Origin of the sequence: Vogesella indigofera (genome assembly GCF_028548395.1) — a bacterium.
Taxonomy (GTDB): domain Bacteria; phylum Pseudomonadota; class Gammaproteobacteria; order Burkholderiales; family Chromobacteriaceae; genus Vogesella; species Vogesella indigofera_A.
On sequence record NZ_JAQQLA010000005.1, the window covers coordinates 218,220 to 236,091 of the forward strand.

General features: G+C 58.4%; 17 protein-coding genes and 1 pseudogene. 13 read left to right on the forward strand and 5 right to left on the reverse strand.

What is annotated here, in order from left to right:
* The first annotated feature begins 131 nt into the window (after positions 1–131).
* The 13 genes and pseudogenes from PQU89_RS11595 (at position 132) to PQU89_RS11650 (ending at position 13,826) form a co-directional block, all read left to right on the forward strand.
* Complete coding sequence (locus tag PQU89_RS11595) at positions 132–1,694, forward strand: leucyl aminopeptidase (RefSeq protein WP_272765971.1); 1,563 nt, start codon at positions 132–134, stop codon at positions 1,692–1,694.
* Entirely contained in the window at positions 1,681–2,112 is a 432-nt protein-coding gene (locus tag PQU89_RS11600; RefSeq protein ID WP_272765972.1) for a DNA polymerase III subunit chi, read from the forward strand. The genes PQU89_RS11595 and PQU89_RS11600 overlap by 14 nt, the downstream gene beginning before the upstream one ends.
* On the forward strand, positions 2,105–4,051 hold the full coding sequence (locus tag PQU89_RS11605; protein ID WP_272765973.1) for a hypothetical protein: 1,947 nt from the start codon (positions 2,105–2,107) through the stop codon (positions 4,049–4,051). Before PQU89_RS11600 ends, PQU89_RS11605 begins: the two co-directional genes overlap by 8 nt.
* Entirely contained in the window at positions 4,051–4,596 is a 546-nt protein-coding gene (locus tag PQU89_RS11610) for a cob(I)yrinic acid a,c-diamide adenosyltransferase (protein WP_272765974.1), read from the forward strand. Before PQU89_RS11605 ends, PQU89_RS11610 begins: the two co-directional genes overlap by 1 nt.
* Positions 4,597–4,659: 63 nt before the next feature.
* A complete protein-coding gene (locus tag PQU89_RS11615) occupies positions 4,660–4,959 on the forward strand; it encodes a thermonuclease family protein (protein WP_272765975.1) in 300 nt (99 codons plus the stop codon).
* A 370-nt stretch (positions 4,960–5,329) separates the two neighbouring features.
* The gene (locus PQU89_RS11620; RefSeq protein WP_272765976.1) at positions 5,330–6,763 is read left to right on the forward strand and encodes a site-specific integrase; all 1,434 of its coding nucleotides are present in this window, start codon (positions 5,330–5,332) and stop codon (positions 6,761–6,763) included.
* The gene (locus tag PQU89_RS11625) at positions 6,756–8,702 is read left to right on the forward strand and encodes a hypothetical protein (RefSeq protein WP_272765977.1); all 1,947 of its coding nucleotides are present in this window, start codon (positions 6,756–6,758) and stop codon (positions 8,700–8,702) included. Before PQU89_RS11620 ends, PQU89_RS11625 begins: the two co-directional genes overlap by 8 nt.
* Complete coding sequence (locus tag PQU89_RS11630) at positions 8,699–10,729, forward strand: hypothetical protein (protein WP_272765978.1); 2,031 nt, start codon at positions 8,699–8,701, stop codon at positions 10,727–10,729. Before PQU89_RS11625 ends, PQU89_RS11630 begins: the two co-directional genes overlap by 4 nt.
* On the forward strand, positions 10,722–11,123 hold the full coding sequence (locus PQU89_RS11635; RefSeq protein WP_272765979.1) for a hypothetical protein: 402 nt from the start codon (positions 10,722–10,724) through the stop codon (positions 11,121–11,123). The genes PQU89_RS11630 and PQU89_RS11635 overlap by 8 nt, the downstream gene beginning before the upstream one ends.
* Before the next feature lie 184 nt (positions 11,124–11,307).
* Positions 11,308–11,490: pseudogene (locus PQU89_RS17175) on the forward strand (helix-turn-helix domain-containing protein); the annotation flags it as partial.
* A gap of 45 nt (positions 11,491–11,535) precedes the next feature.
* Positions 11,536–12,192 carry a LysR substrate-binding domain-containing protein gene (locus tag PQU89_RS11640; protein ID WP_272765980.1) on the forward strand — a complete coding sequence of 219 codons (657 nt, stop codon included), beginning with the start codon at positions 11,536–11,538 and terminating at the stop codon, positions 12,190–12,192.
* Between the two features lie 136 nt (positions 12,193–12,328).
* Positions 12,329–13,075 carry a glutamine amidotransferase gene (locus PQU89_RS11645; protein WP_272765981.1) on the forward strand — a complete coding sequence of 249 codons (747 nt, stop codon included), beginning with the start codon at positions 12,329–12,331 and terminating at the stop codon, positions 13,073–13,075.
* 49 nt (positions 13,076–13,124) lie between these two features.
* The gene (locus PQU89_RS11650; RefSeq protein WP_272765982.1) at positions 13,125–13,826 is read left to right on the forward strand and encodes an aspartate/glutamate racemase family protein; all 702 of its coding nucleotides are present in this window, start codon (positions 13,125–13,127) and stop codon (positions 13,824–13,826) included.
* A 201-nt stretch (positions 13,827–14,027) separates the two neighbouring features.
* Here the strand turns inward: PQU89_RS11650 and PQU89_RS11655 are convergent, their stop codons facing one another.
* From PQU89_RS11655 to PQU89_RS11675, 5 genes are all read right to left on the reverse strand, one after another.
* Positions 14,028–14,336, reverse strand: a complete 309-nt coding sequence (locus PQU89_RS11655; protein WP_272765983.1) for a helix-turn-helix domain-containing protein — start codon at positions 14,334–14,336, stop codon at positions 14,028–14,030.
* A gap of 21 nt (positions 14,337–14,357) precedes the next feature.
* Entirely contained in the window at positions 14,358–14,657 is a 300-nt protein-coding gene (locus tag PQU89_RS11660) for a hypothetical protein (protein ID WP_272765984.1), read from the reverse strand.
* A gap of 42 nt (positions 14,658–14,699) precedes the next feature.
* Positions 14,700–15,404 (reverse strand): thermonuclease family protein, encoded by a 705-nt coding sequence (locus PQU89_RS11665; RefSeq protein WP_272765985.1) that lies wholly within the window; start codon positions 15,402–15,404, stop codon positions 14,700–14,702.
* Positions 15,405–15,506: 102 nt separating this feature from the next.
* Positions 15,507–16,040, reverse strand: coding sequence for a DUF2939 domain-containing protein (locus tag PQU89_RS11670; RefSeq protein WP_272765986.1), 534 nt, complete (start codon positions 16,038–16,040; stop codon positions 15,507–15,509).
* Positions 16,041–16,096: 56 nt separating this feature from the next.
* Positions 16,097–17,707, reverse strand: coding sequence for a sensor domain-containing diguanylate cyclase (locus PQU89_RS11675; protein ID WP_272765987.1), 1,611 nt, complete (start codon positions 17,705–17,707; stop codon positions 16,097–16,099).
* Between the last annotated feature and the right edge of the window lie 165 nt (positions 17,708–17,872).

The following is a 17,872-nucleotide window of genomic DNA, read 5'->3' on the forward strand; positions in this document are numbered from 1 at the left end:
GTAGTGATAATTAGAAATATTAGCCGAAGAGGCTTTCGGTCAAAAATCAAGGTGGGCCAGTTGATTCAAGCCAAGCCAAAAGCTTGACGGGATGCGCCTTGATGATCCCAACACACATTGGAGAGCTATCAATGGAGTTTAACATTAAAAGCGGAAGCCCGGAAAAACAGCGCGTCGCCTGCGTTGTGGTCGGTGTCTATGAAACCCGCAAGCTGTCCTTTGCCGCTGATCTGCTCGATCGCATTTCCAACGGCTTCCTGACCGATGTCCTCAAGCGTGGCGACATGGACGGCAAGCTTGGCTCCACCCTGCTGCTGCACTCGGTGGCGCACACGCTGTGTGACCGCGTGATGTTGGTCGGTCTCGGCAAGGAGCGCGACTTCCGCGCCAAGGAATACCGCGAGGCGATCCGTGCCTCGGTCAAGGCGCTGGCCTCGACGCAGGCCAACGAGATCGTCAGCTATCTGTCGGAATTGCACGTCAAGAAGCACGATGTTGAGTGGATGGTGGAGCAGGCCACCGTCGCCACCGTCGATGCCTTCTACCGTTTCGACCAGTTCAAGTCCCGCCAGGACGAAGCGCGCGAACCGCGCAAGTTCACCTTTGCCGTGCCACGCCGCAGCGACCTCGCCGACGGCGAGCGCGGCCTGCAGCGCGGTCAGGCCATTGCCGCCGGCATGAAGCTGACCAAGGACCTGGCCAACACCCCGGGCAACCACTGCACGCCTAGCTATCTGGCGCAAACGGCGCAAACGTTGGCCGCAGACTTCGGCTGCGAGGTCGAGGTGCTCGGCCCGGACGAAATCGCCGCCCTGAAAATGGACTCCTTCCTCGCCGTGGCGCGAGGCAGCGACGAGCCGGCGCGTTTCATCGTGCTGAAGCACTTCGGTGCCCGCGACCGTGCCGAGCGGCCGGTGGTGCTGATCGGCAAGGGTATCACCTTTGATTCTGGCGGCATTTCGCTGAAGCCGGGCGAAGGCATGGACGAAATGAAGTACGACATGGGCGGTGCCGCCTCGGTGCTGGGCACCTTCCGCGCCACCGTGGAGATGAAGCTGCCGCTCAACATCGTGGCGCTGATCCCGACCTGCGAAAACATGCCGTCCGGCCGTGCGCTGAAACCGGGCGACATCGTGCGCTCGATGTCCGGGCAGACCATCGAGGTGCTCAACACCGACGCCGAAGGCCGCCTGATCCTGTGCGACGCGCTGACCTATGCCGAGCGCCTGAATCCGGCGACGGTGGTGGACGTGGCGACGCTGACCGGCGCCTGCGTGGTGGCGCTGGGCAATATTGCCACCGGCCTGTTCAGCAACCAGGACGGTCTGGCCAAGGAGCTGATCGCCGCCGGTGAGGAAGTCGGCGACCGCGCCTGGCACATGCCGCTGTGGGACGACTACCAGGAATTGCTGAAGAGCCCGTTTGCCGACATGGCCAATATCGGCGGTCGCGCAGGTGGCAGCATCACCGCCGCCTGCTTCCTGTCGCGCTTCGCCAAGGCCTACGACTGGGCGCACCTGGACATCGCCGGCACCGCGTGGCGCGGCGGCAAGGACAAGGGGGCCACCGGCCGTCCGGTACCACTGTTGGTGCAGTTCCTGCAGGACCGTGCGGATATCGCCTTGGGCAATGTCGTGCGCCGTGGTCGTCCACGTCGCGAATTGTCCGAAGTGGTTGAAGATGACGCGGATTGATTTTTACACCGACGTCGCCGCCCTGTACCCGTTTGCGTGCCGGGCGGCGCGTACCGTTTACCGCAAGGGTGAGCGGATGCTGATCGTGCTGCCGGATGAGGCGGCGTTGCGCGGCTTTAGCGCGCAACTGTGGGCCTACGGCGACACTGAGTTCATCCCGCACTGCGCGGCGAGCGATGCGCTGGCGGCGGAAACACCGGTGCTGCTGGCGACGGATTTTGCCGTCGCCGCCGAGGGGCTGGTGCTGCTCAACCTGTCGCCGGCCTTTCCCGACGCGCCGCAGCGCTTTCCGCGCATTCTGGAGGTGGTCGGCAGCGACGATACCTCCAAGGCGACCGCCAGACAGCGCTATCGCCGTTATCTGGATAGCGGTTTCGAAATTCATCACCACAATATGAGTGATGCCCGCCATGACTGAGCCACAAGCCCCGGTGCCGGACTGGAATTCCCTGCCGGTGTTGACCGAAGTCGTCGAAGCCCCGGCGGTGCCGGCGACGGAGTTGCCGCCGCAGGCCGAGGTGCCGGTGCTGGTCGATTTTGATATCCCCGATTTTGATTTCAGCGCCGAAATGGCACAGCTGGCCGATGCGCTGCCGGACAACGATCTGAGCTTTCCGCCCGACCTGACGCTGGACGAGGTGCTGTCCGCCGGCGAACAGTCGCCAGAGGCTACCGTCCGCGGTGATGGCGCACTGGACGCCGAGGCCCTGATTGGACGGCTGCCGTCGCTGGACCTGAATGTGCCGTTGCCGGACGACATGGATCTGGGCGAGGTGCTGCCCGGTTTTGCCATGCCGGAGGTGGCCGCCGATGTCGCGCCGGTCGCGGCGGATGAAGTAGCGCCAGCGGCGCAGTGGCCGACGGGCATGGCCGATGCTGCGCAGGCTGAAATAGAGGCTGAGGCAACGCCGTCGCTGGTGGAGATGCCCCTGGTGACGGATGTGGCAGAAACGTTGGCCGCAGAGCCTTTGTCTGGCGATGACGTGCCGCTGCCGACAGCGGTGACACCCGTCGACGAAGAGCTGGTCGCCGCCGGCGTGCCGGAGTCGAGTCTGGCGGATGTGAACGATGCTCCGCTGCTGGAAACCGCGGACGCCGAGCTGACCGCCGCCACCGCGGCAGCGGGCCTGGCGGCGTGGCTGGATCAGGCGGCCCAGGCTGTGCCGGCCGATGCCGCGCCGCTGGCTGATGTACCAGTTGGGATGGAAGCGACACCGTGGGAGGCGCTGTCGTCGGATGCAGTGCTGGCCGTTTCTGAAGCGGACATGGATGCCGAGGCGGTAGAATCGGCGCCGGAGTTAACGGTGGTGCCTGACGCACCGCCGCCCGTCGTGGACGAGGTGCTGCTAGATTACGCGGCGGCGCCTGACGAAGCGGACCTTGCTGCGGTCGCTGAGCCACTGCCGGCGCCTGATGAGGCGCTTGCCTCCGTGGTGCCGGAAGTTACAACCAGCGACGAAATGATCGCCAGTGCAGATGTGTTGCCGCTGGTCGAGACGGTGGCCGATGTGGCTCCTCCAGTCGGGGATGCTGTTACGGAGGCGGCGGCCGTTACGACCGAACCGCCGTTGCTGGCTGACGAGGTGGCGGTGCCACTCACCGCCGATATCGTGGCTGAGGTGGTGGAGGAAGGGCCGGCAGCCGGCGACGAATTTGCCTTTGACCTTGCCGCCGCAGAAGGCGCGGCACCGGCCGGCGTGGCGGCCGCCTACGTCGCGGCACTGGATACGCCGTCAGTCGCGGCCGAGGCTGATGCGGCGCCGCGTGGCTACCCGCTGGGCGAGAGCATTTCGCTGGACAGCCTGCCGACCGGGGTGCTGGGTGGCTGTCTGGGCCTGGCGGCCAGTCTGGTGGCCGAGCTGGATGGCGGTAACGCCAGCGACATGATGCCGGATCGCGAAGTGGAGCTGGCCTGGGCACGCGATCTGGGGGCGGAGCCGCCCTTCGACCTGACGCCACAGGACGCGATTCTGCCGGTACACCAGGTGCTGACTGCGCCGTCGCCAGCGGTGGAGGTGCCATCGGCAGCAGGGTTGGCCGCAGCGGCGATGCAGCTGTCGGGGATGAAGGAGGTGAGCCAGCCGCTGGCGGTAGCGCCAGAAGCGGCGGCCAGCGAGGCACTGTCGTCGCTGACCTCGGAGGCGCTGATAGATGCGCTGTACGCGCGCGTGTTGCCGCGCATGAAGGTGGAGTTGACGTTGTGGATGCAGGACGCGCTGGAAATGCAGGCCAAGCAGCTGATGTCCGGCGTCATGCAGCACCTGAAGGAAGATTTTGACATGATGCTGGCCGAAGCGTTGCGCGAGTCGCTGCGCGAGGCCTTACGCGAGGCGCAAGCCGGACAGGGAGAGCAGTAATGGGACACCGCTTGTCGCGGATTGTGACCCGCACCGGGGACGATGGTACTACCGGGCTGGGTGATGGCAGTCGTTTGTCTAAGAGCGCGCCGCGGGTGATGGCGCTGGGCGAGGTTGACGAGCTGAACTGCATCGTCGGCCTGCTGCGCTGTGAAGCTTTGCCGGCGGAGGTGGATGCCTTTCTCGCCGAGGTGCAGCACGACCTGTTCGATCTCGGCTCGGAGCTGGCGGTGCCGGGCTACGAGGCGCTGCACGAGTCGCAGTTGGCGATGCTGGAACAGCAGGCCGAGCAATGGAATGCGCAGCTGCCGATGCTGAAGGAGTTCATCCTGCCGGGTGGTTGTCGTGCCGCGGCGGTGGCGCATCAGGGGCGGGCGGTATGCCGTCGCGCCGAACGGGCGTTGGTGCAGCTGGCCGACACGCTGCGCGGCTTGCCGCGGCAGTATCTCAATCGCCTGTCGGACGTGCTGTTCATCCTGGCGCGCTACCTGAACCAGCAGGCGCAGGTGGCCGATGTATTGTGGCAGCCGCGCCGCAAGGACTGAAGCCGGCTGTTGCCAGCGGGCGGCCGTAACGGCCGCCTTTTTTGTTTGATTGATGGAGTAGGCATGAAAGTACAAGCGCAACATCTGCGTGCAGTGACGACCCTGTTTTCCGGCGCCTCGCCTCTGCGCAAGATTGCGGCCGGTGTGCTGTTGCTGGGTGCGCTGGCAGGTGCGATCTGGCCGAGTACCGCTTCGCGCGCGGATGCCGGGCAGATCGAGGGCGTGGTAGTGGGGGTGGCCGATGGCGACACCATCACCGTGCTGGACGACAGCCGGCAGCAGCACAAGGTACGTTTTGCCTTTATCGACGCCCCCTACATGCAAGTTCTACTAAAAAAACCATCACAAGGAAGTTTTACTTGAATGGACAAGTTAGATTGTCTATATCTGGACTCCGAGTGCACCTAAGTAAGGGCTTGTGGATGGAACTTCAGAAGGGTGACTAGTCGCTGTGGCTATAACAGCCCAGAGTCGTTCTGGTCATAACAGACATTAGTAACAAGATTGAACAGACCGATCTGGTTGTGGGGGAAATGGTATGGGGTTAGCTTGTTAGTTGGTAGTGACGCAGTCCGATCAATTTCGTTAAGGTGTTTTGGCTTGTTACCTCTGATTCAGTAGCAACCACTCCAGCCTCCACCTCGTTGAAGCTGGCATATGTATTGCAGCTTTGATTTCTTGGGGGTGATCCGTGAGGATACTACGTCGCAAGATTCTTCTGCCGGTCTTTCAGTTGTCGGAAGTGACGACAGCAGAAGATCCACGCGCAATTACCCGTAGCATCAAGCAGGGCAATGGGCATCCGGCCTTCAATTACTACTATCGTTTTGTTTTGGATAATCAGGCTGAACAGGACTTCAACTACAATCTATTCCCTGTCGTACTAGATCGAAATGCTGTTCCCTGGTCACTTGGCTGTCTTTATATTCTGACCCAGCTTGAAGCGGAAACGACCCCTGTCATGGCAACCTACCAGAGCAAGGCGGACGATCTGGCCGCATTCAAGGAATGGCTGGACACGCAGGACAACCCCGACGTCCTGCTGTTTCATTTTCCCAAGCTCAAACTACGACGGCCGACCTACCGTTACCGGGGGTACTTAAAAAAACTGATTGAGGCTCGCGAACTGTCGCCAACTACGGCGAAGCGACGTATGGGAGCCGTCGTGTCCTTTTACCAGTGGTTGATTACAAACAACTACTTCCATCCGGAATATCCGCCGTGGGAGGAAACGCAATACCAGCTAGGTTTCAAGACGACCGAGGGGCGGGAGGTCCTCAAAAAGGTGGTTAGTACGGATGTGAGTATCCGTGTTGCCAAGTCGGAAGATCCTTATGCAGGAACCATCCAGGATGGTGGAAAACTACGACCCCTCTCTGGCAAAGAGCAGGTCAGGATTCTCGAAGCGACCGTGGCCAAGGGCAACACCGAGTGCTACCTGATTCAACTCTTCATTCTTGCGACAGGTGCTCGTATTCAAACAGCCTGTACGCTACGTCTACGGCACTTCCTCAATCAGAACCCAGAATTCTCCAAGTCACTCACCGGTGACGAGAAAGTCTACAAGTTGAAAGCCGGTCCGGGGACGGGTATTGACACCAAAAACAACAAAACCGGCGTGTTGCAGGTTCCTTGTTCTCTCTATGAACTGCTACGCACCTATGCACTGTCAAGGCGAGCCGAGGTTCGCCGGAGTCGGTTCATGGCCAAGCAAGGCGATCATTCCGACCCCTACCTGTTCCTGACACAGCAGGGTACCCCCTACTACACGTCCAAGGCCGAGACCCTGCGCTTCAACCCTGACTTCGATCGGCACCACCATAAAGGCGGTCAGCCTGTTCGCCAGTTTCTCAAGGATCACGTGATTCCCTATGTGCGTGAGCGCCACAACAAACAGTTCCACTACCGTATTCATGATCTACGTGCCAGTTTCGGAATGAATATCACCGAACTGCTGACAGCGCAGGTGCAGTCGGGAGCGATTACCCTGAATAAGATGCGTATGATCGTAAAAGATCTCATGTGGCACGAGAGCTTTGCCACCACAGATCTTTACCTCAACTATCGCAGCCAGATGGATGCCATCTACGAGGCTGTGAATGGATACGGTGAGCAGTTGCAGCGTTGGATCGACCAAGCGAACAAAGGCATGGCGTTCGATGAATAAGCCCATCGAGACCATCTTCACCACTCGCACGACAGTCACCATTGTGCTGCCTCTGGGCAAAAACACACACATCCTGCGTCCGGAGCAAGTCATCCTCAAAATTGGTCCTTTATCTCACGACCTCGGTGCGTTCTGTTATTCGCTGCGCTCGAGCAAGGCGCGCAAGCCCGGCCAGCCGCGCGAGGTTGTGATTGGCTCTTTCCTCAAGCAGCGCCCCAAAGAAATCTTGCAGTTGATCAAGGCGCTCTCCCGCCTAGTCGAAGACGATGGCAAACGCCTGACGACAGTATTAAACTACGCAAATCAACTCAGATCGTTCCTCGATTGGGCAGATTCCATTGGTCTGCACGACTGCCTTTCAGGTGGAGATGCAACGCGCAATGCCTATCGTGCCTGGGTGGCCGAAACCCGCGAACGTTATCTACGGCAAGAGTTTGGCGAAAGGGTGCACAATGACCGACTTGACTTCATTTGTAGCCTTCTAGAGGCCTCGACCGGTCTTGATGCGCTCAGCCGTGGCGTAGGCAAGGTCAAGAACCGCTGGAACCTGGATGGCGGCACCGAACCCTTGGTGCCGCGTGACTTCGCGCATGGAGTAGCCCTCAACCAAGCACTATTCGACGGCCTATGCGACCTGGTGCTGGAACCGCGCGCCTTTCCTTATAAACTGGAGCTTCCTGCCGCCCTTGGCTGGGCGGAAAATCACCTCTGGCTATTTCCTAACAATCGGTGGTGTCTACCTCCGCACCAATGGGGCGCCAAACGAGAAAAATCCGGCAATTATACGTGTTGGGCCTACGACTACGCTAACGGAGGCCTCGCCACCATCGACGAGATCCAACATCGGTATGCGAAGTTCAGTCCATCGTATCAGCGAGCGACTGCAAGGGCAGCGATCAATAGAGCGCAAGCACGGATCAACGCCGCCAATGCCGATCCGCTTGATCGGTATCGGATCATGCTCGGCATAATCGCCAGTAAGGCCTTCCTGTTTCTCTTTTTGTGTAACACCGCTGCCAATGAGTCGGTCGCCCGCGAAATCGAGACAAATGGCGAGGTTGATGCGTCCACAAGCAACCAGCAATTCCGATCCATCAAGTTTCGGGCGAGCAGCAAAGTCGTGACTCTGACAATTCCGGCAACCTTCATGCCGACCCTTCGTCGCTTTATGGAGTTGCGTCGGTACCTTCTTCAGGGAAGGGACTTCCCTTACCTGTTCTTTACCTTGGGGGTACGAAACGAGAACCCTCCCAAGCAAATCGGCTATCGCCCGCTTGTAACGCTGATAGAAAGCCAGCTTCGCGCCGTAGACTCGCAGTTTCCCCATATGAACATTCGCAAGCTCCGTTCAAGCGTGGCGGATTGGTACCAGCGCCACCACGATATGTCGATCACTGCCAAGGTGCTACAGAATACGGAACAGACTGCGCAGAAGTGCTATGACGCCGGCTCGGACACTGATCACCGCGAGGAGCTTTCACTGTTCCTGACATCAGTCTCCGAGTCTGCAAGACGTCAGCGCATCATTCCGGTTAAGGCGGTCGAAGCGGATGCTCCGCTGCTGGAGGAGGGTGGACACTGCGACCGTTTCGGCCACCCCGAGGCACTGGCCGACAACGCGCCGGTCAAGCCGGACTGTAAGGATTCCCAAGGCTGTCTGTTCTGCAAGCACCGGGTGCTGGTCGCTTGCGAGGAAGACGCGCGCAAGGTGGCCTCTGCAGCCTTCGTCATGGAGCAGATGATCCTTGGCCCGCTGCACGAGACTGCTCTGCGGCCACTGATCGCCAAGTGTGACGAGGACCTTGAGAAAATTGCCAACTTCCGCAACTGCCGCGCAATGGTGGAACAGGTGTGCAAGGAGGTGTTCGAGAGTGGCAACCTCACTCCCTTCTTCGCAGACAAGTACCAGTTTTTCCTCGAGCTGGGAGTCATTATATGAAGATTACGGCGCGCATCGAGCAGCCTGGTGCCCTAGGGCCCGACCCTTGGGACGACGACTGGGGCATTTGTCTGCCACTGGACCACGTCATCTGTCGCGATTTGGATGGTACCCCACACACGGTCGGTGAATTCACCTGGCCATGGACGGCCTACACAGCCCATCAGAAGACGCTCAGCCTGCACTTCTTCTACTGGAATCAAATAAGTGGCAAGGTGGGCAAGTGCTCACTGGAGATTTCGCCCGAGCGCGAAGCCCGCATTCGCGAGCTGCAGTTCCTGATGACGCGCCTGATCTATTACGGTAACGATAACGCACCAAGCACGTTGGACGTCAAACTCCGCGTTCTGCACAACGCTGCGCGCTTTGCCGAGGCGAGATCCTGTACTGTGCGCGACATACTAACGCAAACGTCCCTCTTGGATGCCTGCGGTGCAAGCCTGGCAGATAACTACGTGGGCAACTGGATGAGTTGGCTCACGTTCCTTGGTCAACTCGAGCCGGAAATACAGCTGGGGTTCACCCTCGCGACCCCGAAGCAGTGGAGGGATCTCGAGCGGCGGGTCAAATTGCGACGTGACAACCGACGCCAGATTGCTCCTTTGCCGACTCGGATCTACGCCAATCTGATTAACAACCTAGCGACGGAACTGGACGATATCGAGGCGCACAAGCCACAGTTGCTGATGGCACTACGGGAAGCCATTGTCGAGTATCGACGAGCCAAGGAGAAGCGGTGCAGGATTTTCTTTGTCCCCGCGCTGGTCGAGAAGCACGGCCTCGCAGCCTACTTTGCTAAGCGCGGCTTCTATGGGCGGGGCCTGCGAGGCATGGTCACTGTCATCTCCGAGGTATTTCAAATATGTAAACTACAGATCCATGTGTTCAGTGGCATGCGGGATTCCGAAGCCCGCCACCTACCATACCATTGTATGGAAACCGAGAAAGGTCCGCATGGACGCATGCACTGCCTAATTGTCGGCACTACGACCAAGTTTAATAATGGGCGTTGTCTGCAAACAAAGTGGATTACCACTGATCGCGAAGGCTTCCGGGCAATCCGGCTGGCCCAGGAGTTCGCCGCCGTGATCTACGAGGCCCTAGGTATCATGTCGAGCAAGGCGGACGACCTGAAGGACGAGCAACCGCTGTTTCCTTCGCTCGACTATCTGCCTTGGCGGATGCGCCAAGTCAGATCGGGGTGCCGAATCAGCGCCTTTATAGGATATTTTAGTGGTGTAAGAGGTACTCTGCAAAGTCGCCTGTGTCCGATCATCGAGGGAAAAGACATCGAGGAACTGGAGGAGATCGACCCCTTCCGCGCCTGGCGCGAGGAGCCTGAGTTCTTTATCGGCCGGCCTTGGCCGCTGGCCCCTCACCAACTGCGCCGCAGCTTGGCTATCTATGCCAATGCCAGTGGCTTGGTTCGCCTCTCCTCGCTACGTAGGCAGCTGCAGCATATCACGCGCGAAATGGCAATGTACTATGGACGCGGCAGCACTTTCTGTAAGAACTTCATCGAGAGTGATGCGAAGGGTTACAACAAGCATTTCGCTGTTGAGTGGCAGAACGGCGCAGAGGAGGCCGAAATGCTGGCTTTCGTGTGCGACGTGCTGCACAGCAAAGAGCAGATGTTTGGCGGGGCCGGCAACTATTATGAACGCCAGCGAGAGCGCGGCGAGGTCATGTCGTCCGAGGAGGTTGCCAGGCAGATGAAGGCAGGGCTGCTCGCCTACCGGGAAGGCCCGCTGGGCGGTTGTACTCGACCGGGAGTGTGCGAGACCCGCAAGGGTCTGAACCTCATCGACACCGTTTGCGCCACCGATGGCTGCAAGTACCTGATCGGCAAACATTCGAAAATCGTACAGACAATCCGGCTCAAACGCGCGGCGATGGCTAACATCACAATCGGTTCAGTCACCGCAGCGATGGAGCAGGAAGAACTGGAGGCGCTGGAGCGTGTGGAACGCGAATGGCGCCCCGAGAAAAGCCCTGAAGTGGACTCGATTGGAGGCGGACATGCCTGACATCGCCAAGGACTACTTCGAGGCGCTGGAGCGCTTGAAACGTGGCAAACCGGTCAATGTCCCCAAGGGAACCAAGATCAGCAACGACTCAGTGTCGCTGGAAGCCGGGCGGAAGAGGGGTACGATCAAGAGGTCCCGACCGATCTTTAGCGAGCTGATCGAAGCCATTGATGCTGCGGCCAAGGCAGGGGCCAAGCCCCGCGATGGGATGCGGGAGCGATTGGACGAGGCCAAGGCCGAAGCTGCCCGCTACCGGGTGTTGTGGGAGGAGGCGCTGGCCCGCGAAGTGTCGCTGGTCAAGCAGCTTTGGGATGAACGGGAAGCGTGGGCTAAGGAGCGGGCGGCGCTGACCGGTGGCAAGGTCACCTCGATCAGAAGGACAGGACGGGAATGAGCCTGCTGCGGGGTCATCGCTGATGTTACTCTCTGCCAATCATAGGGCAGGATTGCCTACAGGAGCCGGGGCAGTCCACCAACGGCTCAAGAGTGTCTAGAGAAGCTGGGGCGATTCACTCAGCCAACGGCTCGCTTGGTGCAAATATATTTAAAAGTGAATGATTTTAAGATAAATTCTCCAGATGAGAAATTTGAATCTGGATGACCTCCACATCTTCTGCTGCATCGTTCGAGAAGGGGGGGTTGCGCGAGCAGCAAGCCGGCTTCACCGCGTTCCGTCCAACGTGACGACACGTATAAAGCAGCTTGAGGGGCGGCTCGGTGTCTCACTGTTCCGTCGGCAGGGGCGTGGACTTGCGCTCACCGAACCCGGGCGTATCCTACTCGGACACGCAGAGCGTTTGCTCACGATGGCTGAGCTGGCCGAAGAGGAGGTTCGTACCGGTGTCATGCGTGGCGTCCTGAAACTGGGCTCACTGGAAAGTACCGCCGCCGCACGACTTCCCCCGCTGCTCTCCGCTTTCCACCTCCAGAACCCAATGATGTCAATTGAACTTCAGCCCGGCATGACTGATGGGTTGCTGCGCATGTTGGATAGGAATGAAATCGACGCTGCTTTTGTGGCCGAACCCTTTGAGCGCGGACGGCTATCGGTCCTTCCTGCGTTTGAGGAGGAACTAACCCTCATCTCGGCCAAGGGGATGCCAAAGATTCGAGATGTTCAAGACCTGAACGGCAAAACAATCGTCGTGTTTCCCCACGGCTGCTCGTACCGCCGGCGCTTGACCGAATGGCTTGCTGCCGAGGGAGTATCGCCAGGCAGAATTCTGGAGTTCGGCTCGTATCATGCCATCGTCGCGTGTGTGGCGGCGGCGACCGGCATTGGCATCATTTCCACAGAGCTCTTGGACTGCGCTGTGCTTGGAACCGCGGTGCAGCGTCATCCTCTTCCCCCTACGCTTCGGATAAATCGTACGCACCTGGTCTGGGCCGGTGAGGTCAGCCCCCCACTGCAAGCGCTTATTGACCTTCTTCCCCAAATGCACGACCGGAAGCCTCAACCCTAAGGGTTTCCGGTTCAAAACTGATGCTTTCATTTGGCAAACTAAATATTCTCATTTTGGCGTTGAATTGACTTAATTATTCAGTATTCGGCTGGTTCGTGGCCCTCTAGACTCAAGGTTTTAGACACAGCCCCAGACGATGTCCACCGAACCCAAACCACTTCTTCTTCTCCAGGTCGGCACCCCGCCCGATGAGATTCGCATGCGTGAGGGTGACCTTTCCGACTGGTTCCGAGCCGCATTGAATATTCCCCTGGAAGCACTCAAAGTCATTCGGGTATTTGAAGGTGAAGCGCTTCCAGAACCATGCGCACATCAGCCCGCCATCATCACGGGATCGTGGGCGATGGTCACAGACAGGCTGGGTTGGAGTGAGACGACGGCAGAGTGGATTCGCCAGGCGATGCTTATCGACCAGCCGCTATTTGGCGTGTGTTACGGCCATCAGTTGATGGCGCATGCCTTAGGCGGGAGGGTGGGTTATCACCCCGGTGGCCTTGAACTCGGCTGTCTTCCCGTACGGCTCGAAATAACCGGTGCAAAAGACGCCCTCGTAGGCACGATGCCTTCGCAGTTTCTGGCCCACCTGACGCACATGCAATCAGTGCTGGCGCCGCCACCGCAAACGGTGGTGCTAGCACGGTCAGAACACGACCAGCACCAAATTCTGCGCTATGGGCCGAACGCTATTTCTACGCAGTTTCATCCTGAGTTCACCCGCAGCATTCTGGCAGCGTGCGTCGATACACGTACCGACTTCCTTCGCAGTCGTGGATGCACGCCTGAAGCCCTGAAGACCAATGCTTGCGATACACCCCAGCCACGAGAACTGCTTCAACGATTTGTCCGTACCTACCTCCATCCTGAGTTGCTGGAGAAGGTCTAAACGTGTTTTGCCAAGCCCGTATCGCGGGCACTCACCCGAAAGGATATTTATGCAGAAAATTGGCCTCATCGGCGGCATTGGGCCAGAGTCCACCGTTTCGTACTACCGTCAGCTTGTACATGGCGTGAAGCAGAAACAGGGCGAACACTCCCTGCCAAGAATTTCCATTGAAACACTCAGCGCTTTCGAAGTGTTTGCCTTTTGTAAGCAAGAGCAGTACGACGCGTTGGCCGAATATATTCTGGATGGTATTCGTAGTCTGGCTGCTGCTGGAGCAAAGTGCGCAGCACTCACTGGCAACACGCCAAACATCGTATTCGACCGACTGAAGGCATCATCACCAATTCCGTTGGTAAGTGCCATTGAGGCAACTGTAGCGGTGGCGAAGGCACGAGGCGTACGCAAGGTCGGACTACTCGGGACGGTATTCACGATGACAAACACGTTCTTTGTGGAACCGTTCGTGCGAGAAGGCATTGCTGTCGTGGTTCCGAATGCCAGCGAGATTGCGTACATTCACGGGAAAATCGAATCCGAACTAGAGCACGGTATTGTGACCGATGAAACGCGAGCCGGGTTCGTGAAAATCATTGAGGACATGAAGGCACGCGCCGACATCGACCAAATTATCCTGGGCTGCACCGAGTTGCCCTTGCTATTGAGTGATGACTCGAGTCCGGTGCCATGCTTGGATACAGTGGCCATCCATGTAGCGGCCTTGGTCGAAAAAATCACGCAAGACGAGGCCTGAATGTTGATCGTGTCGGGAACTGGGAGCAACCGGCGAAGAGCGTTTTGAAGCTCACCGTGACCTACGTATCTGACAGCTGTGGCGAATCAGCATTGGAGCGATACACCATCCACCGAAACGATAGTGCAAGATGGTATCTGTGAGGCTTTTAAGCCACCCGCGTTAAAAAAGCCCGGCAATCGTCGGGCTTTGTCTTGGTCATCAGACCACTTCCAGATCCTGTAACGCCTCCGGATGCTTCAGCGCCACCCGTAGCAACGTTTGCGCGGCACCGGTTGGCTCGCGCCGCCCTTGCTCCCACTCTTGCAATGTGCGGGCGCTCACCTGCAGCATGGCTGCGAAGGCTTTTTGCGACAGTCCCACCCTGGCACGCGCCTCTGCGGCCAATGTTGGTGTCACCTTCGTCGCCCGCGCGGCCTCATTGGCCTTCATTGCCTTGACCGATGCCAGCAACTCGGCACCCAGGTCGCGCTGCGCGTCGCGTGCGGCCAGATCCTTGTCATTTCGCATCAATCGTCTCCTTGATCTGTTTCAGTGTGGCGGCCCCGGGATATTTTCCTGCGTACCCTTGCCATAAATCGTCAGCAACCATCGTGCCGTCGGCCAACTGATTGTAGTAATCACCCACACCCCGCCACGCTTACCCCGCCCATCACCCGCCCAGCGTACCTTGCGGCAGCCACCAGAGCCGAGGATCACATCGCCGGCCATTGGATTGTTGGCCAGCCCGGCGCAGAAGTCTCCGCGCTCAGCCTCAGACCAGTAATCTGCGACGTAGTGCTTGAAAATTGGGGTTTCAGCAATCGTGTACATCAATACGTGATACGTCATTGACGTACTTTGAACAATCCGCGATTAGCCTCAGCCTGGCACTCACCGGCACATCTTCTCGCACGGCACGCCATCATGGTCCCCATCGATCTTCACGTTCGGGCAATACCGCAGGTAGTACGTTGCCTCCTCGCAGCTCACCATCTGGCTGCAATGCACCTTCCCTGAGCAACTGAAGCCTGCGGCAGAACGGCGCGGCTTCAGGATCGGGTCGAGCACCGAAAGCGCAGGAGCGCTCGGTGCGGGCAGGGGAATCGGGCGGGAAGGTGCAGACGTCGCTGGCGTCTGCCGTTTCTCGTGGCGCCACACCCACGGTGCCACCGGATTCGGGTCGGCCCACAGTCCCGTGCCGTAGCTCTTCGCGAAAGCCTCCGCGCCGTCATAGCCGCTGTCACGCGAATACTGCCGGTACACCCACGCCATGCCCTTGCGCAGCTGCTGGCGGTTCACATCCAGATCCCCCACAAACACCTTCGCTACTGTCCGGCCATAGCGGTCGCGCGTCTCAGGCTGCAGCACCACCTGTTTGCCATATACCATCGCCGATAAAGCCTGTTTTGACTTCTCGCCGAAGGGCTGATTCTTCTCCGGCGCGTCGATCTGCGCCAGGCGCACTTTGATGGATTGATTACCGGCAGCCAGGCAAGTCAGCGTATCGCCATCCGACACACCCACCACCTTGCACGAGATATCCGCGGCCATCACGTTGGCCGCAAGAACAAATGAGAGAATAGATAACAGTTTCATGGCGGGATCATGCCAGAAGCACGGCAATCCTGGCAAAGGCCGCCCAGCGTTTACTCTGGCCGGCTCTCCATGAGTAATGAGTCAAGCCCGGCTAGGAAACTGCTATTGAGGTAGGCGAATCTCGGCCAACTGCCACGACACCAGATTGTGCCGCTGCAGAACCAGGTTGATTGCTTGATCCGACTTGTCACGCTGATAGACCTTGACCGAAAACTGGTTGAGTCCGTTGTAGCCCATCGTGGTCTCGACTTTGTCCGCCTCATTGGCCTGTTCCTGCGTGCCGGAGTCCGTGGCCTCTGCAGTGGTCGCGGGCAGGGGTTTTTCACCCCGCATCATCATGGCAAGCCCCTGCGGCGAAACAATCGCATCGATCATGGCATTCACCAAGGCGCCGGCAAAAACAACGCCCACTGCGGCAAACGGGTTTCCCTGCAGTTTCTGCAGCATCTGACCATTCAACTCGGCCTTCAGGTTTTCTTTGACGACAGGAAAGTTGACGTAGTTGGCTAGCTTCATCGCATTGCGTTCTTGTGCGGCATCATGCATGCCATGTACGGCCATATACGGTGTGTAGTAGAACCAGCCGGTCACTGCAACAGCAGCAAATACTAGGCCGCCTTTCAACTTGTTATTCATGGTGATTCCTGCGTGAAGTCTGATGAGCTGCCATCCCAATCGGATGCCACCGTGTTTTAGTCGGCAATGGCGTGTGGATCGAAGTTAGTGTTCTCGTCTGCGACAGCCCGATTTCGCCCCGCAACCTTGGCCGCATACAGCGCTTTATCCGCGGCGGCAAGCAGCTGCTCCGGATAGCTGGTGCTCTCTGGTACTTGGGTGGCGATACCGATGCTGATGGTGACCATGCCATTAACTGGCGACGCCCCGTGCGGGATGCCCAATGCTTCAATCGCCATGCGCAGCTGCTCGGCTTTGGCCCTAGCATGCACCGGTTCACAGTTAGGCAGTAAGCAGACGAACTCCTCGCCGCCATAGCGGGCCACCACATCGTGTGCGCGCCACAAGCGCTCTTGCAGAGACTTCGCCACCAGTTTGAGGCAGTCATCCCCGGTCTGATGGCCGTAGTGATCGTTGAACAGCTTGAAGTGATCAATATCGATCATGAGCAGTGTGAGATGGGTCTGATGCCGTCGACAGTCACGCCACTCTTTCTGCAATCGCTCGTTGAAATGACGGCGATTGGCAATGCCCGTCAGCCCATCCTGGAACGCCAAGGCGTGGAGTTGCGCACTCTGTGCTTCCAGCTGGACATTTGCCTCTGCCAGCTTGGTATTTTGCTCACGCAAGGCCGCTGCGGCACGAGCCGCATTCTCCGTTTCCCGCTGACGTCGGCGCTGCCAGATGGCTAGCAATACAGTGCTGAACAATGCCAGAATGGCATAGGCACTGCCCCAGACTTTTACCATCGAATACCAGTCAGAATAGAGCGTTTTTGTGCTGCGGCTAACGCCAACAATCAGGGCCTTGTCCATATTGAGTGCAGCAGGCTGGATCGTGCGGAGGGCCACCATCCGTTCTTCGTTGAGTGCCGGTGAAAAGCCGGTCATCACGGTGGCGGTCAAGCCGCTATGCTTGTAGCGATTGAAGAGCGGTTCGGACTGGGTCAGATTCATACCGACCAGATGTTTGCGTTCCGGCATCATCATGAAATGCGCTCCGTCACCGTGGGCCAAGCCAGTCATCATGTCGGGGCTATAGTTGACAGAGGAAAGCAGAATGCGAAACTCCTCAGGGTCAAGTGAGGCAATCGCCAGCCCATCAAAATGACCATCCTTGCTTGGAATCATGCGCGTGACCGTGAGTAACCAGATGTTTTGCTCGGTTTTGAACGGTGCGTTGACATAAAGCGTGGTGGGGTCGGGCTGGTTCAGCACTGCCTGGAAGTAGGGGCGATCAGCAAATCCCCTGCCCATGAGGTCTGTTCGGCTACTCGCCTGGATCACACCGTGCTTATCCATGATCGAAAAGCTGCGGATACCGACCATGGCATCGGCAAACGCATTCAATCGCCGACTACCAGCTATTGCTACCGTGTTTTGTTTGCGCCAAGCCGGCACGCTGAGAATCACGTTGTGTAACGTCCGGTTTAGGGCATCTAGTTGACGGCCAAGGTTGGCCTCGACGACTTGCGCTTGCGCCGTTAGGTGGAGCTGCTCACGATGACCTACAGCTTGATGCTCTTCAAACAATAACCATGCCACCACGCTACCCGCCAGCAACAGGCAACAGGCCAGGAACAGCCACTCGCCTAAAAAGCGAAAACGATAGGACGGTAATGAGATCATGTCTTATTCATGTATTTAAAATACAACATTCCCGCCAATCTACCGCGTTTCCTTTAAACAGTCTCCATCAATTTCGAAATTGGTCGAGATTCATGACCTGCAGATTCCGGTGAGTCTGGCCAGCAGTGCCGGTAGTCACTGGCCATTTCTAGTCCCTTGTGCCGA

Excerpts from the sequence above, each read along its gene's own strand:
- PQU89_RS11670 (WP_272765986.1), bottom strand. The coding sequence starts at position 16,040 with ATGAATAACAAGTTGAAAGGCGGCCTAGTATTTGCTGCTGTTGCAGTG.
- PQU89_RS11660 (WP_272765984.1), bottom strand. The coding sequence starts at position 14,657 with ATGACGTATCACGTATTGATGTACACGATTGCTGAAACCCCAATTTTC.
- PQU89_RS11645 (WP_272765981.1), top strand. The coding sequence starts at position 12,329 with ATGTCCACCGAACCCAAACCACTTCTTCTTCTCCAGGTCGGCACCCCG.
- PQU89_RS11630 (WP_272765978.1), top strand. The coding sequence starts at position 8,699 with ATGAAGATTACGGCGCGCATCGAGCAGCCTGGTGCCCTAGGGCCCGAC.
- PQU89_RS11640 (WP_272765980.1), top strand. The coding sequence starts at position 11,536 with ATGGCTGAGCTGGCCGAAGAGGAGGTTCGTACCGGTGTCATGCGTGGC.
- PQU89_RS11605 (WP_272765973.1), top strand. The coding sequence starts at position 2,105 with ATGACTGAGCCACAAGCCCCGGTGCCGGACTGGAATTCCCTGCCGGTG.
- PQU89_RS11600 (WP_272765972.1), top strand. The coding sequence starts at position 1,681 with ATGACGCGGATTGATTTTTACACCGACGTCGCCGCCCTGTACCCGTTT.
- PQU89_RS11625 (WP_272765977.1), top strand. The coding sequence starts at position 6,756 with ATGAATAAGCCCATCGAGACCATCTTCACCACTCGCACGACAGTCACC.
- PQU89_RS11635 (WP_272765979.1), top strand. The coding sequence starts at position 10,722 with ATGCCTGACATCGCCAAGGACTACTTCGAGGCGCTGGAGCGCTTGAAA.
- PQU89_RS11615 (WP_272765975.1), top strand. The coding sequence starts at position 4,660 with ATGAAAGTACAAGCGCAACATCTGCGTGCAGTGACGACCCTGTTTTCC.
- PQU89_RS11655 (WP_272765983.1), bottom strand. The coding sequence starts at position 14,336 with ATGCGAAATGACAAGGATCTGGCCGCACGCGACGCGCAGCGCGACCTG.
- PQU89_RS11650 (WP_272765982.1), top strand. The coding sequence starts at position 13,125 with ATGCAGAAAATTGGCCTCATCGGCGGCATTGGGCCAGAGTCCACCGTT.
- PQU89_RS11610 (WP_272765974.1), top strand. The coding sequence starts at position 4,051 with ATGGGACACCGCTTGTCGCGGATTGTGACCCGCACCGGGGACGATGGT.
- PQU89_RS11665 (WP_272765985.1), bottom strand. The coding sequence starts at position 15,404 with ATGAAACTGTTATCTATTCTCTCATTTGTTCTTGCGGCCAACGTGATG.
- PQU89_RS11595 (WP_272765971.1), top strand. The coding sequence starts at position 132 with ATGGAGTTTAACATTAAAAGCGGAAGCCCGGAAAAACAGCGCGTCGCC.
- PQU89_RS11675 (WP_272765987.1), bottom strand. The coding sequence starts at position 17,707 with ATGATCTCATTACCGTCCTATCGTTTTCGCTTTTTAGGCGAGTGGCTG.